General features: G+C 48.5%; 16 protein-coding genes. 7 read left to right on the top strand and 9 right to left on the bottom strand.

Features of this window, described 5'->3' with window-relative positions; all coding sequences use genetic code 11:
• Positions 1–10: 10 nt before the first annotated feature.
• The 5 genes from SE18_RS18745 to SE18_RS18725 form a co-directional block, all read right to left on the bottom strand.
• Complete coding sequence (locus SE18_RS18745) at positions 11–1,960, bottom strand: nucleoside-diphosphate sugar epimerase/dehydratase (RefSeq protein ID WP_054535999.1); 1,950 nt, start codon at positions 1,958–1,960, stop codon at positions 11–13.
• Positions 1,961–2,041: 81 nt separating this feature from the next.
• Positions 2,042–3,787 carry a glycosyltransferase family 4 protein gene (locus tag SE18_RS18740; protein ID WP_054535998.1) on the bottom strand — a complete coding sequence of 582 codons (1,746 nt, stop codon included), beginning with the start codon at positions 3,785–3,787 and terminating at the stop codon, positions 2,042–2,044.
• A gap of 9 nt (positions 3,788–3,796) precedes the next feature.
• Entirely contained in the window at positions 3,797–6,283 is a 2,487-nt protein-coding gene (locus SE18_RS18735) for a glycosyltransferase family 4 protein (RefSeq protein ID WP_054535997.1), read from the bottom strand.
• Entirely contained in the window at positions 6,283–7,476 is a 1,194-nt protein-coding gene (locus tag SE18_RS18730; protein WP_083470011.1) for a class I SAM-dependent methyltransferase, read from the bottom strand. The genes SE18_RS18735 and SE18_RS18730 overlap by 1 nt, the downstream gene beginning before the upstream one ends.
• Positions 7,477–7,637: 161 nt before the next feature.
• Positions 7,638–8,204 (bottom strand): hypothetical protein, encoded by a 567-nt coding sequence (locus SE18_RS18725; protein WP_054535995.1) that lies wholly within the window; start codon positions 8,202–8,204, stop codon positions 7,638–7,640.
• 189 nt (positions 8,205–8,393) lie between these two features.
• Between SE18_RS18725 and SE18_RS18720 the strand changes: the two genes are divergently transcribed.
• The 5 genes from SE18_RS18720 (at position 8,394) to SE18_RS18700 (ending at position 12,325) form a co-directional block, all read left to right on the top strand.
• Positions 8,394–9,353 carry a D-2-hydroxyacid dehydrogenase family protein gene (locus SE18_RS18720; RefSeq protein ID WP_054535994.1) on the top strand — a complete coding sequence of 320 codons (960 nt, stop codon included), beginning with the start codon at positions 8,394–8,396 and terminating at the stop codon, positions 9,351–9,353.
• Between the two features lie 34 nt (positions 9,354–9,387).
• Positions 9,388–10,011, top strand: a complete 624-nt coding sequence (locus tag SE18_RS18715) for an RraA family protein (protein ID WP_054535993.1) — start codon at positions 9,388–9,390, stop codon at positions 10,009–10,011.
• Between the two features lie 163 nt (positions 10,012–10,174).
• Positions 10,175–10,717, top strand: coding sequence for a hypothetical protein (locus tag SE18_RS18710; protein WP_054535992.1), 543 nt, complete (start codon positions 10,175–10,177; stop codon positions 10,715–10,717).
• Between the two features lie 7 nt (positions 10,718–10,724).
• Positions 10,725–11,459: a DUF2071 domain-containing protein gene (locus SE18_RS18705; protein ID WP_054535991.1), complete on the top strand. Its 735-nt coding sequence runs from the start codon at positions 10,725–10,727 to the stop codon at positions 11,457–11,459.
• Between the two features lie 8 nt (positions 11,460–11,467).
• A complete protein-coding gene (locus tag SE18_RS18700) occupies positions 11,468–12,325 on the top strand; it encodes an NAD(P)H-binding protein (RefSeq protein ID WP_054535990.1) in 858 nt (285 codons plus the stop codon).
• A 135-nt stretch (positions 12,326–12,460) separates the two neighbouring features.
• Here SE18_RS18700 and SE18_RS18695 read toward each other — a convergent pair whose 3' ends face one another.
• A complete protein-coding gene (locus tag SE18_RS18695; protein ID WP_236706912.1) occupies positions 12,461–13,684 on the bottom strand; it encodes a S8 family peptidase in 1,224 nt (407 codons plus the stop codon).
• A 444-nt stretch (positions 13,685–14,128) separates the two neighbouring features.
• On the opposite strand from SE18_RS18695, the gene SE18_RS18690 reads away from it, so the two are divergent.
• Together SE18_RS18690 and SE18_RS18685 are read left to right on the top strand one after the other, a co-directional pair.
• Positions 14,129–15,136 (top strand): sugar ABC transporter substrate-binding protein, encoded by a 1,008-nt coding sequence (locus SE18_RS18690; RefSeq protein WP_054535989.1) that lies wholly within the window; start codon positions 14,129–14,131, stop codon positions 15,134–15,136.
• Between the two features lie 122 nt (positions 15,137–15,258).
• Positions 15,259–16,362: an STAS domain-containing protein gene (locus SE18_RS18685; RefSeq protein WP_054535988.1), complete on the top strand. Its 1,104-nt coding sequence runs from the start codon at positions 15,259–15,261 to the stop codon at positions 16,360–16,362.
• A 3-nt stretch (positions 16,363–16,365) separates the two neighbouring features.
• Here the strand turns inward: SE18_RS18685 and SE18_RS18680 are convergent, their stop codons facing one another.
• The 3 genes from SE18_RS18680 to SE18_RS18670 are packed head-to-tail and all read right to left on the bottom strand — an operon-like array spanning position 16,366 to position 18,007.
• A complete protein-coding gene (locus SE18_RS18680) occupies positions 16,366–16,836 on the bottom strand; it encodes a hypothetical protein (RefSeq protein ID WP_054535987.1) in 471 nt (156 codons plus the stop codon).
• Complete coding sequence (locus tag SE18_RS18675; protein WP_054535986.1) at positions 16,833–17,720, bottom strand: PHP domain-containing protein; 888 nt, start codon at positions 17,718–17,720, stop codon at positions 16,833–16,835. The genes SE18_RS18680 and SE18_RS18675 overlap by 4 nt, the downstream gene beginning before the upstream one ends.
• Positions 17,720–18,007 (bottom strand): DUF1905 domain-containing protein, encoded by a 288-nt coding sequence (locus SE18_RS18670; RefSeq protein WP_054535985.1) that lies wholly within the window; start codon positions 18,005–18,007, stop codon positions 17,720–17,722. Before SE18_RS18670 ends, SE18_RS18675 begins: the two co-directional genes overlap by 1 nt.
• Between the last annotated feature and the right edge of the window lie 42 nt (positions 18,008–18,049).

Below are 18,049 nucleotides of genomic sequence, written 5' to 3'. Positions count from 1 at the left end.
TCCATTTGAATCAAATCTCTGCGGTGATTGGTGTAGGTTGAGCAACTTCAGAACGCAACATGCGCCACCAAAAAAGCATGACGATCGCATAAACTACAAGCCAAATAGGAATAAAGAGCCAATCATTACGAATATGTTGGGTTAATTGGCTCATAGCTTTGCTCAAACTTAATTCATGCATTGGCATAAACGGCAAAATACCAGCAATTGTTTCATCGCCATAGCTAAATTGTTCTTGATTCGAGCGATAGCCTAAATCGAGTTTGCGATTTAATTCCCTAAGCTGCAAACTAAGTGTATATGGTTGATTATACGTAGCCATTGGTGGGTAAATCACGTTATAGCCAACATATTCCCAAACCTCACCTTTTGGTGCAGTTAAAGGAGCACAGCGTGTTTCTTGAATCGTTGTAACACAGCCGTTAATGCTAGGATAATTGTTACTTGGTTCTCTAAATAGAACTGCAAAACCTGTTAATGCTGTTTCCGAGCCAGTAAACCTTTGGGCAACTGTCGGTGTATTTTGGTTCAATTGGACTGATAAATGGGCTTCAGCAAAGGCTGGAGCTGGAATAACCATGCCGCGCGTAAGCAACATCGCTGCAATAATGACCCCAATATTAACAACTAACGGAATTGGCAATAAGCGCAGTAATCCAGAATGTGCTTGCGCCAATGGTTGCGCTTGACGGACGCGATATAAACAATAGACCGCCAAACCAAGCACAAAGCCAAATAAGGCCAATTGAAAGCTTTGGATAAATCCTTCAAAACGGGTAAACATTTGTGCAATTAATGGTGAGCGCAGCGATAGTGCATGCACCGGATGCATAAAAGTCAGTTCATTAACTAAATAGCGTGATAAGCCAATGTTTATATCACGGCTTTTACTAAATATCTGAATGACAAATAGAAATTCTGCTAAAAACCAAATGCTGATAGCGCGATAGCCAAAACGCAGCGCAATAACAATCGCAAAAGGAATAAACCAATAGAGCCAATAGGTTGGAATATGAATCCACAAAAAGAACATTGCCATAACTGCTGCTGTAACCCACCAAGCAGAATCGCTGACCCATGTTCGACGATAATTTAATAAAAAGATCAGCAAGACACTATACGAAAATAAAAAGAATGAGACAGGTTCGCTGAATAAACTTCCTTCATTAAATATCCGTGTACCTTCAGGATTAAATAGTACACCAGTAATATAGGCTTTACTGCTTAGAAATGGCAGCGATAGGAGCACAAATGGCAATATGCCAATCATAAACAGGATAGTTTGCCGAGTCCATGATAGGTTAAGCAATAAAATTAATGGTACAACTAAAAATAATGGAATCAGCTTGAATGATGCGCCAATGCCTAAAACTAGCATTGCTTGCCACGCTCTGCGCCATTGAAGTTTTTGCTCGTTTGCTGCCAGCGCTTGACCAACTAAAGCAGTGCCAAGCACCATCGAAGCAGTCGCGTAAACATCGTTTTGACCCATTGAAAGCATATATAAGGCAGTTGGTGAAAGTGCCCACATAATGAGCGCACTCATCCCAATATAACGTTTCAAAGCCCAACCAATTAATATATCGAACGGTAAATAGATCAATTTAAACAGAAAAACCGCCCGCATTGGGTGGGCAAGCGCCCATGACGATGACCAATTACTAATATCGATTAAACCAAGGAGATCGTAGATTTTCGTCCAAAGCCCAGTATATGCATAAAAGCCATAGGGATAGGGTGCCCACACGGGAATATTAATAACGCTATCGCCATAGGTATTCAGTAGATGTTCATAAACATTGAAATGGCCTTGGGCAACAAAATGCGCATGCCATGGCATAAAAAGTACATCATTATGTCCAGTTACAGGCATTATCAATAAACGTGCAGTATAGCCAAGCATAACCAAGAAGATTGGCGCAAACTTAAGCAATACTGCACGATTCAACCATTTCGACATACACTCTTCCTCATTAACTACAGACAGATAACGAATATACCAAGAATCAGCAATGATCGCCGTTGATCGTTGCTCGATGCTTTAGCGCCAATTACGAAATTGAGCTTTAGCCCGATCGTACATCCAGCGGCCATATTGTTTGGCCTCGAGGGCAAGATGATTAAACTTGCCAGAACGAATTAATTGCAAGGTTTTCTTGCTGCGTTCTTGCCATGTTTTCTTGGGCACAATTAAGTTATGCAAGCGTTCGGTAAATTCGCTCAATAAAATATATTCGCTATTTGCCAACGCTTGTTGGGCACGCAAAAAGTCAACCTCGGGCGTGGCGCTACGCTCACGGGTATCGTAGGCAGCTGCATACAACACGCGACAACACAGCTGGCCAAGTTGGGGCATATGGTTGAAGCTCAACGAGCCACCAACCGCAGCCCGAAAATCAAAGCGCACGCTTGAGCCGTTGGTCGAACTCACCACAAAGTGCAAGGCTTGATTGCGGCTGGCTGGCAAAGCTGGAAAGTCAAAATGTAGCCATTGTTGATCAATGCTGCTTGATTCTACATCAACCAAGCTGCGATTTGGATTAATTAGTGCATCGTAAATCTGTAAACGCCACGAGCCACTGGCTGGTTGCGCCAAAGCAACTTCAAAGCCGCAAACACCATCATGTTGGCAAACCAAACGCTGGCCAATGTTAAAATCGGCGTTCAAAGCAGCACTCACGCCATCACCTTGCAAATGTTCGTGATCAGTCAGCAAGCGTTGGTTGATTGCGCCAGAAGCAGTTGTAACCAGCTTAACCAAGGCTTTTTCGACCTCGCGGGCAGAGCTTTCCCAGCGCAAAGTTTTGGCATGCTCAAGGCCAGCCTTGATCAAGCGTTGGCGCAATGGTTCATCGCTCAACACGCTTAACAAGGCTTGAGCAAGTGGTTTTGGCTCTGCTGTTGCCAACAAACCAGTTTTGCCTTGGCTCACCAAAAAGTGATTTGGCGCGAGATCAATATCGACTACCGGACAGCCCGATGCCATCATTTCAGGCGGCATCAACGAAGGGTTGGTTGATGAAATGACTAAGCCCAAGGTGGCCGAAGCATACAACTCAGCCAATTCTTCTGGGTTTAAAATGCCCATGGCGGTAAATTTGAACGGTGCTGAAAAATGCTTGAGATGTTTATCGCCAAAGAGCACAATTTCAACATCGGGCCGTTGTTCTTTGACAATTGCCAAAGCCCGCATGCCCAAATCGAAACAGCGGCGTGGTGTTGATGGTCGCGCATAAAAAATAACCCGCGGTTTTTTGGTCAACAACTTAGGCCGTGGATAGTAGCGTTCGTGCTCGACCGCAAAATCAAATGGAAAAGTTTTCGCCTGATATTGCTCGTGCAAATGTTTGGCCAACCAATGCCCCAAGGTAATACAAGGCCAGCCTTGTTTGTAGGTGGCCTCGGCACTGAGCCATTCATCGCCCATGGCATAGAAAAATGGCTCGAAATCTTGCACAAAATAGGCGCGTGTAATCGCCGGATCGCACATCTCAAAGCCTTGGGTGGTCGTCCATTGGGTTGCTAAAACAATATCAAAGCCCTTAATTTCTTGCGGCCAAAAATAAATTGGCGCATGCACCACGCCAAAATAGCGTTGCACAAAATGCTCAGGCCGATCCAGCGCCTCGGTTGGGTAATCGCTGGGATTCATAAAGATAACTTGCTCGTGGCCAAAGCTTGCCAAGAGATTAATAATTCGAAAAATATTGGTATACCCGCCAGAACCAACAATTGGTGCGGTCAGCAACCAAGCGATTCGCAGACGAGGATGTTCAGTAACTTGCATAACTCGGTTCTATCCTTTACGGTTTACAAGACGTTTAAGCAGCCCTTTGGCTTTGCCACTCAATTGCATCAACATGCCATTGGCGATGTTTTGCAGCTGAATTTCTAATTGGTGGGCATAGGCTTTAGCTTCTGCATTGCCACGCTCAAGCTCTTGAACGCGATAATGTAAATCTTGATTGCTGGTGATTAAGCCATCAATGTGCATCACCAACACTTCGGTGCCATTCGATAACGATTTATTCGCGCCAAGCAACAAGGCATTGCTCTTGATCAACGACATTTGGCGGGCATACATCACCCACACTTGAATCAATGCATTGTGCAATTCGCGGCTACGTGCCTTGGGCGTATAGCGCTCATACACATCAGCCAAGGCTTCGCGGCCCAAGCGTTGGCGCAACGCAGGATCGGTTACCATTGCTTCAAGCGCGGCAATCCATTCAGCTTCGTTTGCGGCCAGCATGCCATTGACCCCGTGGGTAATCGCATGGGTAAACGCTTCAATTGGCGTAGCAATTAAGGGCACGCCCACCAAGCCTGCTTCCATATATTTGACTTCGCTCTTCGATTGACAAAATGGATTATCAAGCTCCAATGGCGCGAGCGCAAAATCAACCGCAGCAATCTCATCGGCCAATTGTTCGAGCGGCACCAGATCGCGGCGCTCAATTCGTGCAGCAACCGCATCGAAGGCTGGTGATAATTGCAAAGGCCCGACAATTCGCAAGCGCACATGCTCGTGCTTGGCCAAAATATGCAACAGCGCAGTTTCAACTTGCTCAAAATCGCGATTATGGGTTGCAGTGCCGCTAAAATAGCCAATTATAACCTGATCATTCGCTTGGGCTACGGGTTTGGCTTGGCGTTGCGTGGCAATAGGCGCAGCATAATTAATTTGATTTTGGCTCAGCGCATTGCGCACCACATAGGCGTTGAGGTCTAAAGCGCGCACCTGTTCGGCCAGCGGCTCGGTTGAAACAATCACTGCATCACACAGCAGCATTGTTTTGCGATAGCGTTCAACCCCATCGCGATAGAGCGCAACCTCATCGGCGGGCCAATCTTTAATCGCATCGATATAATGCAGCAAATCGGTGCGAAACACCAAATCATCAGTATCAAAAATAACTGGATGACCAAGCGCCTGATGAGCGTTGATTAATGCTTCAATGTTCGAATCAAGCGCCACCCGATGCAAAATTAAAATGCCGAATTTAACACTATCGGCAATTTTAAATGGTTCGTTATAGAGGCTCGTAACGCCGCTATACATCTCAAACCATTCGAGCTGTTCTTGGCGATGGCGGCAGCGATAATTGCCTGCATTACCAATATCACAGCCGGTAATCATATGCACCGAGCGATCAGTAAAATATAGATCGCGCTGAAATTGGCTAATTAATGGTTGGCTGGCTGGCTGAATCGCATTGGTGGCAAAACGTTGAATGATCATCAACAGCAGTGCTTCATATTCGGCGGCGGCAGCGGCAATCGTATAGTGGCGTTGCACATGCTCATACGCCGCTTGGCCAAGCTTTTGGCGCAAGCCTGCATCGGCAACCAAGCTACGCAGATGGCTGGTCCATTCTGCTTCAGTAGCGGCCAAAAAGCCATTGTTGCCATGGCTAATTGCTGCGGCAAAGGCGGGAATAGGGCTGGCCACAACTGGCAAGCGTAACGCTGCTGCTTCCAAATATTTTAATTCGCTGCGGCAGCGGGTAAAGGCATTTTCCACATCCAAGGGCGCCAAAATAATATCGGCCTGCGCCATCAGGCTTGGCAACTCTTCCAGCGGCACAAATGGCAATTGCTCAATTTGGGCAGCGACCGGAGCCAAAACCTCGGGCAGGGTAATTTTGCCACCTAAAACGAGGCGTAACTTGGGGTTTTGCTGCAACAGGCTTAATAAACTTGGCGCAATCAGCCGCAAGTCAGCATCGTGCGAAAAGGTGCCGCTAAAATAACCAATCGTCACATGCTCGTGCGCTTCGCGGGCTTGATATGCCGCTTCGCACCAGCGCAGCCAATCGTCGCCAAGCACATTGCGGTGGGTCCAAACTGGCTTATCAAACGCTTTTGCTGCCTCTGCAAGCGGGGTTGTGCTAACAATTGCCGCCTGACATTGCTCAAAAACTGGCCCATTGCCCAACACATAAGCACGCCAAAATTGACGTTCAAAGCCAGTGCTTTCGGCAACAATCGGCATCGAATCGACCAAACGTGGGTCAAACAACAGATCGTCGGTTTCGTAAACTAATGGCTTGCCTGCCGCCGCTTGCTTCACGGTTTCCCAGAAATGGCTGGCTTTGGGCCGATGGGCAATCACGAGATCGGCGGTTGCAATTGCTGAAATAACCGCCGAATCGGTCTGGTTAAACAATTGAGCTTTGTGCCCGCGATGTTTTAGCTGATCAATTGCATGCTGACAGCGATAGCGCTGGGTTTCACCGCCACAACCGCTCCAGAAAACGACGTTTAATTGACGCTGACTCATTAACGAAATTTCCTCCAAAGCTGGCGTAAACGATCAGTTATGCGTTGTGGGAGCGAGCGATTAAGCTGCTGTTGAACCAAGCTATGCTGCCAATGCAGATACTCAAGTTGGGCTTGGACGCCACGTTTTTCGGCCTCAAGCTGCGCCGCTAACACCGAGGCATCAAGCAAACGCCGCTCTAAATCGTGTATTTGCTCAAAGCTGCTTGCTTGTAGGGCAAGTTGTTGCTGCACCTGTGCTAGTTGCTGGCTTTGGGCCTGCTGATCGTGCTTGAATTGCTCAAGTTGGGCTGTAAGGGCTTGCTGAAACAGCACAGTATCGTAGGCGGTGCTAGTCAAAACAGGCAAGACGATGCTCAACAAATCGCTGGCAGGATCGGTTGGCGTAGGCTGGAGTGAACGCTCAACCAAGGCGTGCAAGCTGGAATCCAATTGCCCGTTGGTGGCAATTAAATAGATTTTGCGGTAGCCAGGCCCGCGCTGGTCGTAGGTATAAAAGCGTTGATTATAGAGCGCATCGAAATTGGCGTGCATTGCATCGCGTTGGTTTTGGCGAAACAATAAATGTTTCAGCACCATTAGCAATTGCCAATGCGCCAAGTAGCCGCTTTCAAAAGCCAGATAATCAAGCTGCTCAGCGGCCAGCCAAGCCTCAACCAAGGCCGCTTGGGGCAAGCCATATTCCACATGCTCATCAAGCATGGGGTTGTGCATTTGCAATTGGCTCAGATAAGCGCGCAACATCGCTTCGGCAGTAGCTACATTGGTTAAATTATGCGGTGCTGCCAAAAAAACCGCTCTGCTGGCCACCCGCCGCAGTTCGGCCAAAAAACTATTGCGGCCTGGCAACGGAATATGCTCAAGCGTATCGCAACTAAGCACAATATCAAACACCTGATCATCAAAGGGCAATTTGGTGCCATCAGCCTGCTGATAGCCAGCACCCACATACTCGGCAGTATCCACAACCAAGGTTTCGTCGTCGGGGAAGAAAGCTTGCAACGGCATTACACCATTGCGCGGCGGAAAAAAGCCGCCAACATCAAGAATCCGCCAGCGCTGATCGTGTGCGCCAGCAGCTTGTTTTAATAAAAATATTGCTTCAGCACTCAGCCGATAGCGCTGATATTGATCAAAGGGCATCGCAAGCAGGGCATCGGAATTCCAATGCTCAAGCACAGGGATCATGGTCATTCCTACCCTTTCCAAAGTACACCTACAAAATGCGAATTATAGCATACTCTTTGACAGGCAACACCTGTGCTCAATCAATCGCGTAGCGGTACGCAATTAATAAAATAAGCACAAGAATTCGCATATTAAGTTTATCAATTTAATAATTACTGGTTTGTATTTTAGCGAAATTCAGCACATTGTGCTGGCGACTCAAGCTTTACATTACAACGACTCATTCGCCATTGAAGCTCAATTAAACGATGGGTTTCTGTAAAATCGCCATAGGAAAAATCATGATATTCGTACTTAGTACCCGAAGCACGATTTTTCATTTGAACTAGAGCTGAAATATAGGCCCTTGGTTCTTTCAGTTCGAGATCAGGCATTGTTTGCTGATGACCTGATTTTTTAGCGAGCATGCTTAATGGTGTATCAAATGAGGCAAGCATAACGCTTTTTTGATACAGCATGGCCAATGTTTGATTGGAAACACGATCAATACTTGTTTGATCAAGATAGAGGATTTTGATCGTTGTTTGGCTTAACAACGCATCTAATGCTTCAGGCGATGAAACAATGGCAATTCCTGCAATCGAATGCGCAGCATTAAACGGAGTTTCCGAAAAATAAATTGTATCGATTGGGGCTGTTGGCGTAGGCTGTGGCGCTGGTGCAGCAGGCTGCGCAGTTTGACAGCCAACCAAACCGATCAATCCTAGCAGAAGTCGCACAATCCAGCGTCGCATCCAAGCACCTCCTCACACATTCAGTTACCTTTTCATGCTAGCGCAGCAACGATTGCTTGTAAAGAATAGTGGGGCACGTGAAGCAGCCAGCACGAACAACAGCTCGTTTGGGCGTAGAATAACGCTTGAGCTAGTGATCAATGCTTGGGTAGCATTGCAATTCAGCCATTTACGAAGGAGCCGAACCGAATGAAACTTCAATGTGCAATCCTTGACGATTATCAGCAGGTCGCTTTAACGATGGCAGATTGGTCAGTTATCGCCGATCAGGTTGAGATTCGGGTATTTGCAGAATACTTTAGCGATCAGGCTGCGTTGGTGCAGGCAATTGACGATTGCGAAATTGTGGTGATTATGCGCGAACGCACACCGTTCAAAGCCGATTTGCTTGCTCAATTGCCAAAACTTAAGCTGCTAGTCACGACTGGCATGCGCAATGCGTCGATTGATTTGGCAGCAGCCAAGGCCCAAGGCATTGTGGTTTGTGGCACAGCCACTTACCCAGAACCACCAGTCGAAATAACATGGGCGCTCATTTTGGGCTTGGCGCGCCAGATCGTGCCCGAAAATTTGGCCTTTCGCAACAATGGCCCATGGCAACACACGATTGGCATGGATCTCGCTGGCCAAACGCTGGGATTGTTGGGTTTAGGCAAACTTGGCAGCAAGGTCGCCCAAATTGCCACAGCCTTTGGCATGAACGTGCTGGCTTGGAGCCAAAATCTCAGCGCGGAGCATGCGCAAGCGCTTGGCGTACAACCTGCCGAATCAAAAGCACAGCTGCTCACCGCAAGCGATATTGTTTCGATTCACCTTGTGCTGAGCGAGCGCACTCGTGGCTTAATCGGTGCTGCTGAATTACAGCAGATGCGCCGCACAGCCTATTTGATTAATACCTCACGCGGGCCGATTGTCGATCAAGCAGCGTTAATCAGCGCACTTGAACAAGGCTGGATCGCTGGCGCAGGTTTAGATGTTTTTGATCAAGAGCCGTTGCCTGCCGATCATCCGTTGCGCCGCTTGCCCAATGTGCTGGCAACACCTCACTTGGGCTACGTCACCGAGCGCAACTATCGGGCGTATTTTGGCGAGGCAGTTGCCGATATTCAGGCCTTTTTGGCTGGCACGCCGCTGCGTCAAATCAATTAAACTTAATGATATTCGTTTTCTCTATGGAGGTTTGATGATTGATTATTCTGCATTCGCAGCGCTTTCGCCAACAACCTTGGCTGATACACTGAGCCGCAACCAAATCATGGATCTGGGAATTCGCCCGTTATGGCATGGTATGCCGCGAGTCGCAGGGCCAGCATATACGGTTCAATGTAGTGCTGGCGATAATCTTATGCTCCATGCAGCGATTTATCGCGCAGCGCCAGGCTCGATTATTGTTGTTGATGGCGTTGATGTTGAGTATGCTGTGGCTGGGGGAAATGTATGCACAGTTGCTCAAGAACGTGGGATCAAAGCATTCATTATCGATGGCGTTATTCGTGATCTCGCTGAAATTCGCGAGCGCCAATTTCCAGTTTTTGCCCATGGCGTAGTGCCAATTCCAGGCATCAAAGCGCTAGCCCATCCGCTCAACCAGCCAATCAATTGTGGTGGAGTACAGGTGCGAGCGGGAGATATTGTGGTTGCCGACGAAGAAGGCATTGTGGTTATTCCGCTTGAGCAAGCAGCAACAATCTTGTCCAAGGCCCAAGCACGCGCGGCCAAAGATGCAACCGAAAGTCTCGCAACGTGGGAACAAGCACATCGGGCTAAAATTGATGAACTTTTGCGCCAACAAGGCTTGCTTGATTAGAATCCTTATCGGTGTAGTTAATCAATAATCATTAATGCTTGCCCCTCGACCAGCTGCGGTTGAGGGGTTTTGCGTCGCCAATTTTGGCAGCATAATTTGCTGTAACGGGCTTGTAACGTAGGCGATGTATGCTTGCTGCATCAGTTGATATGAGGTGAATTCAATGCAAACATTGTTTCAACAATTGCGCCAGCCCAAGCAAAGTCTGGCCGAACAACATAATCAGCCAGACCAACAATGGCCATATCGGGCGTGGTTGCAGCATGCTGGTTTAGCAGTTGGTGGCTCGCTGATCTACGGTGGCTCGCTGCAGCAAGCAGTGCCGCAATGGTCGCGGCGTGGGGCGGCTCGTTGGTTGACGCTCTCGGCGGGTGCTGGATGGTTGGTGCTTGGCCCAGCGCTCGTATTCGCCAGCAGAGGCAAAATTAATAGCTGTATTCAGGCATGTTTGGTAAGCATGAGCTATGGCGAAACAATCCTATTAATCGGCGCTTTGCTCAATTATCTGCTCAAAACCCAAGCCTATGCCCAGCAACGCAACCTACTGCTGGTATTAATCGCCAACATCAGCATGGCCAGCACGTTGGCCGAGCAACTGAGCGTAATTAAAGTGGCTCGTTGGCAAACCTGGCTCCTATGGATGCTGCTGCTGAACGGCACAGGCGCTAGTTGTTTCTATCGTTTACGCCATCTTTTAGCGAAATGAGGCTGCTATGCCACTCCTGCATAACCCAATCACCATGCAAGGCCACATTGACCAATGTTGGCTTTTGACCTATCGCATGCCGATCGATCAGTTTCGCGCCATCTTGCCAGCAGAATTAACTGCCACCGAATATCAAGGATACGGTTTTTGGAATATCGTAATATGCCATGTTGCGCATATGCGTCCGTGGTTTGCACCGCAAGCAGTGGGCATTAATTATTGGCATGCAGCCTATCGCATTTATGTCAATCTAAAAACACCATTTGGTATACAACAAGGCCTATATTTTGTGCGCAGCGATTGTGATAATCGGCTGTTGGCATGGGCGGGCAATGGCGTAACCAATTTCAACTTTCATTACACGCCAATTGTTGTCAATAGTTCTGTAAAGCAAACAAGTATTTCGATTAAGAGTACGACCGCAAACGCGCAGATCGTGATTGATAACCAACAGCCAGCCCAACTTGCCAGCGATTCAGTTTTCGAAAGCCTTGAACAAGCAGCCAAGCAGCTTAAATATCCGGCGCGGGGGATTGCGCTGAGTAAGCCAGGCGAAGCCAATATTGTGAGCATTGAGCGCGATGAAGCTGCATGGCAACACAGCTTACGCCATATGCAACAGGCTGAATTTCAGTTGCTCAAGCAATATCCAGTGCAGCCAGAAATTTGCTATGAAATTCAGCCAATCGCCTATCGTTGGCTGCGTGGCTATCGCCGCAAGGTGCTTATGGCTGAGCAGTGAGGTGTGCAATGCGAATTTTCCTGACCGGAGCAAGTGGTTTTATTGGCCGCCATGTGGCAGCTGAATTGAGCAATGCAGGCCATCAATTAACCTGCTTGGTGCGTCGAGCAGCACCGATTCAAGCAAATCCAGCGATTAAGTATCTGGTTGCTGAGTGGCTTAAGCCTGCACAATGGCTCGATCAATTGGCTGACCACGAGATTGTGATTAATTGTGTGGGAATCTTGCGCGAAACACGCCAAGCCAGCTTTCAAGCAGTGCAGACCGATGTGCCAATTGCCTTATTTCAAGCAGCAGCTCAGCACAAACTACAGAAAATTATCCAAATTAGTGCCTTGGGCGCAGATGTTATGGCTCCGCAAGCCTTTGTGCGCAGCAAAGCGCTCGCCGATCAAGCTTTGAGTCAGCAGGCAATTCCGTGGGTGGTGCTGCGGCCAAGTTTTGTCTATGGCTCAGGCAGCTATTCAATGCAGCTCTTTCGGCGCTTGGCACGGCTGCCAATTACCCCAATTTTGGGCGATGGTCGCTATCAAGTGCAACCAATCCATATCAACGATCTTGTACAAGCAATTAAATTGTGCGTTGAACAGCAATCAATTACCAACTGTACGATTGAGGCAGGCGGCGAACGCATGAGTTTTTATCAACTGCTCGAACGCTTGGCAGCCAGCCAAGGGCGTAGCTTACGGCCATGGTTTGTGCCAAACTCGCTCAGCCAGCTGCTTGCCACTATTGGCACAGCAACAAGTTTGGGGCCAATTAATCGGGCTGAATTAAGCCTTTTGCTCCAAGGCAACATTGCTGATTTAAGTGCCTTTCGCCGTTATTTTGGCTTTGAGCCGCGCCCATTTCAGCCACATGACTAAAACCAAAAGCCCATGGTCTAGCTAGTCCCATGGGCTTTTGATCTGATATTTAAGTTAGGGATTTCAGGATCACTTGAACATTTCCACACACCAAGCGGTCAGCAGACCGCTTATTCCGTCAAGGCGAAAGAAGAACTATTGAACAGCTTTGTAGATGTTGATCCGGCCACAGGTCCAGCGTGAGCCAGTCCCGCTGATTTGGTCGGAGCTTGAGCAGATTTTGCTCTTGATTTGGCTATTGCTCAAGCCTTGTGATGACAACAAGCCTGCCAAACCAGCAACGTGCGGAGTAGCCATTGAGGTACCGCTGATCGTGTTATAGCCGCTGCCAATCCAAGTTGAGTAGATGCTCGAACCAGGGGCAGCAACTTCGACCCACGTACCATAGTTTGAGAACGATGAGCGAGCATCGGTCGAAGTGGTTGAAGCAACCGCGAAACAGTTGGTGTAGGCTGCTGGGTACGAGCTGGTGGTGCTTGAGGTGTTGCTGTTCCCAGCGGCACACGCCAAGAATACACCTTTGCCCCAAGCGTAGTTGACAGCATTTTGCAATGCGGTCGAACCGCCGCCACCAAGGCTCAAGTTGATGACCTTCGCGCCATTGTTGGCAGCGTAGGTGATGCCGTTGGCCACACCGGCCAAGGTACCGCTACCGCTGTTGTTCAAGACGCGCACGCCCATCACGCGGCAGTTGGGGCAGGTGCCTGCGCCGCCGGTGCTATTGTTGGTTTCAGCAGCAACCGTCCCAGCGACGTGGGTGCCGTGGCCGTTACCATCAGTTGGCGTTGAGTCATTATCAATGTAGTCATAACCAGCGACGACTTTGGCATCCAAATCAGGGTGATTGCTTTGAATCCCAGTGTCAACGACCGCAACAACAACACTGCTGCTACCACGGGTAATATCCCAAGCAGTGTATGCTTGCGTTACACCCCAAGCCCATTGTGAGCTACGACCTGGGTCGTTTGGGGTATAGGTTGAAGCATAGATAAAGTTGGGTTCGGCGTATTCGATGGAGTCATTTTTGAGCAAGCTTTCAACCAGCGCTGTGCGCGAAGCCAAGCTATCGCTGCTCTTGAGGCTAGCAAATTCGACAACTTCTGCATCGAGAGCTTCGATGCGATCGATTTGCACAGCACCTAAGGCATTCAAGGTATTGGTGCGATTCGCTTTGGTGGTTGTATTCTTGAATTTGATGACGAATTGACCAGGAACAGCAGGGGCATTGAGGTCGAGACCTACAGCATCGCCAATGTCGACGGGTTTTTCTACATCACGTGACTGTGCGAACGATGAATTTGAGCCAGCAAACGCACTAACCGCCAAGATCAACATGCTCGAAACAAACAGACGCTTCAAGGGTGCCTCCTCAACATGTGGGTTATTTAACCAAAATCGTGCAGTACCAAACCAACAGCGGCTGTACCTACACCTATTGCACATCGTTGTCATGAAGGATCGGTGAGGCCGATGATCCTGATGTTGCGTCCTCCTTACGCAGTCAGCAAATTACCCTAACATTCCAGTAAAGCTCCATATCAGTGGATTAGCTATATCTTAAATGATCTTAACGAATTTGTCAAAAAATTTTAATATCCGTTATGCAGATATGTTAAAAAGCGCTTAAACGGGTTTAAGCATACTCCTAGAGCAGGCTGGGATAAAACCTACTACTATTTATCGTAGAAATAGGCTAGTTAACTTGTTCGTAAATTATGACGAATTTAATCAAGATTGATCAGCTAATTCAATTTTTTCGTCTGAGGCTAGTTTTGCATGCTCCATGGGCAGAAGGATCATCCAATGGAAAAACCACTTAACAATGTACATGGTCTGGTAAACTCCGTCGGATATTCCCGCCGTGATTTTTTACGTTTAGGTGGGCTGGCCACGCTTGGCGTGTTGGCAGGCTGTGGCACGAGCCAGGCCACTCCCGTAAGCACCGCTACCCCAACCAAGCCCAAAATTGGTTTGGTAATGAAGTCGCTCAGCAACGAGTTTTTTCAGCAAATGCAGGCTGGCGCTGAAGAATATGCCCGCCAAAATGCAACCCGCTTCGATTTCACTGCCACTGGGATTAACGACGAGCGCGATTTTGCAACTCAAATTGCCTCTTTCGAGCGTTTCATTACCGAAAAATATGCTGTAATCGTGCTTGCTCCCGCCGATTCGGTGGCCTTGGTCGCACCAGTTGCCAAAGCAATCAAAGCTGGGATTGTCGTAATTAATATCGATGTTGCACTCGATGAGGCAACCAAAAAAGCCGCAGGCATCGATTTGGCCTTTTTTGGCCCCGATAACCGCGCTGGTGCTAAAATGTCGGGCGATATTCTAGCCAAAGCCTTGGGAGTTGGCGGCAAGGTCGCGATCCTCGAAGGCAATCCCGAGGCCGATAACGCGGTGCAACGCCGTTTGGGCTTCGATGATGCAATTGCCGATGGTAGTCTGAAGCTTGTCGGGGCCGAAAGTGGCCACTGGGAAACCAGCGAAGGCCAAAGCATCACCGCCGCCTGGCTCAAAAAATACCCCGACTTGCAAGGCATTATGGCCGCCAACGATTCGATGGCCTTTGGCGCTGTGCAAGCACTCGAAGCCGCCGGAATGCTTGATAAAGTCAAAGTCGTGGGCTTCGATAACATTCCAGCAGTGCAGCCGTTGATCAAAGATGGTAAAATGCTGGCAACGGTTGAACAATATGGTGCTCAGATGGCCGCAATCGGCATGGATTATGGCTATCGTGCCCTTAAAGGTGAGAAATTCAGCGGCTGGATTCGCACCGAGCTGAAATTGATCACCAAAGATACACTCTAACAACGTACTTCGAGCAAACCTAATTAATGATCCAGAATGCACAGAAGCTCTATCTTCTGTGCATTCTTCTGGTTGTTAAACATCATTCTTTGCTGGCTATTTTAGTTGGATACCATAGCACTATGCGTCTTAAGGCTTTACTCGCCCTGCTTTTCCGGATCAAACACGCCGATGCCAATATTCGGCGCCGTGGCAAAGCAATCGTCGGCATCACCTTTTTCTTAGTTTGCTGTGTTGTTTTAATTAGCCTATTGAGCATTTTTGCTGCTGGTTGGCGTGAAACCGCTGTGCTTGTTAGCCCTTTTGGGATTTTAGGCTTAGCGGCAATTGGGCTGGCCCGCCGTGGCTCAGCTAATAGCGGCGCAGGCTTGCTGATTGCAATCACGTTGATTGCCTTGGTAGCCGCGCCAGTTTTGTCCAATCGAGTTGCATTTACGCCATTTTTCTTTTTGTTGCCAATCTTAATTGGCTTTGTGACACTCTCGCCGCGTGGCTTGTTGGTTGCCAGCGCAGCCAGCTTCGCAGCACTTGGGCTACTCGCAGGATTAACCAGAGATATCCCCCAAAGCTTGCCCCAAAACGCTGAAGTTTATGGGTTGGCCAGCACGCTACTCGTGATTATCATTGGGCTTGGCTATGTCGGCTCGCGCACGACGCAGCAGGCAATCCATGCGATGAATCTTGCCCAACAACGTAGTCTCGAATTGACTGCGACGCTGCAAACCGAGCGCGATCAGCTAAGCCAGCGTGTAGCTGAAAGCACCCAAGAATTACGCCAAAACTTGGTAAATTCGCAACATTTAATCGAGCAACAAGCCCAATTATTAGCTGAGAACGATCAACAACGCTCAACCATTCGGGCCTTGAGTTTGCCAATTTTGCCTTTGCATCAACAAATGTTGCTGGTGCCGCTGATTGGCACGTTCGATCAGGAGCGCTTGCACGATATTCAGCAACAACTTTTAGCGGCAGTTGGCAGCTATCGCGCCAAAATCTTGTTGTTGGATTTAACAGGCGTGGCGGTGCTTGATTACGCTGGCGCAGCGATGTTGCAGCGAATTGTGCAAGCCAGCAGCTTGCTTGGGGCGGTCGTGGCCTTTATCGGGGTTCGGCCTGAGGCGGCCCAAGCCTTAGTTAGTATGGGCAACGAACTTGATAAGGTAGCGGTTTTCCGCGATCTGCAAGCAGCGATTCAGCAGCATAGTCGGCTCCTATTCAAGAGCTAAGCGTTATTGCTCGATATAGCGATCGATAATAGATCGCTTCGTAAATAAAATATATGCCGGTAAGCGCTGGGTTTCGATATACTGATTGATGGCCTGCACCACCTGTTCATGAGGCAGTAACTCTGGCATATATTTTTCGCCATGATCTGCTTTAAACGAATACTCGATCATCAGCTCAGGATGAGCAATCTGTGGATCATAATGGCTATCAAACTGCGTTCTACAATGTACAGCGTGGCGATCATCGGCAATAAAAATCCCAAAATAAAAACAGCTTAGGTCATGGCCAATAATAAACCCAATATAACTATCATCCTCGAATTCAAGTTCAACATAGAATGGATAATTTTTTTGCCTAGCTCGTAACTCAAGTGCTTGGAGTTGAGCTTGAAAATCCGCTTGATTATTGGGATAAAAGCAATCACCATGGGCTTCACCATATTCCCATTCAATCTTTTTTACAAAATAACTCATGCATCATGATCCTCAGCAACCACAACCCCTAAACGACCCAGCAAGGCCCGATAATCGCCAGCCCGATAGCGAATTGGCGGCTTGCTAGGCCGATGCGAATCTGAGCCAGCGCTCGTCAATAGGCTTCGTTGCGCGGCAAAAGCCCGGTACATAGCAATTTGCTGCGGCGTATGCAACGGATATTCCACCTCAAGCCCATCCAACGCCACTTCGGCCCACAGTTGCTCAAGCAGCGGTTGATCAAAACAAACAAAGCCATCGCTACGGCCTGGATGAGCCAAGATACACACCGCACCACTTTGCTGGGCAGCTGCAACCACCGCGGCAATTGGCGTGGTGGCAAAATCGCAGCCAGCAGCCTGCATCAATTGCGAAAACTGGGCTGGAGTCAGACCTGGGTTTTGCTGTTTGACCAAGGCCGCGAAGGCATGCGGCTGGCTGGCAGAAGGTTGCTTGAGAATTGTCTCAAGTTGCGGTTGCAGCTGCGCGGTTAAAAAGCCTGCATCACAACAATACGCATAGGCATTGGCGATCATTGTCCGTTGGCGTTGATGGAGATCCGCAGCCAACGCTGTTAATGGATTTGGTTCGAGTGTAAAGCCGAAACACAACACATCAACCATTTGCTCACGCCAAACGCAGCTCAGTTCAGCAGCAACCAGCAGCGGCATAGCCTCGGCAAGCGCCAATTCCTGGATTGATTTGGCAAGCTCAGGCCGATCGTGGTCGGTGATGGCGGCCAAGCCAAAGCCTTCGCGCTTGAGATAGCCAATCAATTCGGCTGCTTCCCATTGGCCATCGCTGGCAGTAGTATGCAATTGCAGGTCGATTGCTGCATCGGCGGCCAAAACGAGGTTGGTGGTTGAGAGAGTAGGCATTGACATTATTCGCCAATCTCCAATTGCAGCGTAACCTCATCGCCTTCGTTAAGCTGTTCAGCCAAGCGAATCGTTTTTTTAATTGGCACAAGATACAGGCCATCTTTAGGAATTAACGAGGTGCTCCAACGGGTTTTGCCAATTTGCACTTGGGCGGGAATCACACCCCAGCCGTAAGTCACCAAACCAGCAATAGCTTTGATCGTACTGCTCTCTTCTGCGGGCACAGTCACAAAATACCATGGTGCTGGCCCTTTCCAAAACCAAATTGGCCCAGTAATCTCAATAATCATGGCAAACTCCTGCTCGATTTAACCACAAGAACCCATGCAATC

The sequence above is a fragment of the Herpetosiphon geysericola genome (assembly GCF_001306135.1).
GTDB lineage: Bacteria > Chloroflexota > Chloroflexia > Chloroflexales > Herpetosiphonaceae > Herpetosiphon > Herpetosiphon geysericola.
The sequence above is the reverse complement of the archived record's forward strand: the minus strand, read 5'-3'. Positions and strand labels throughout refer to the sequence as shown.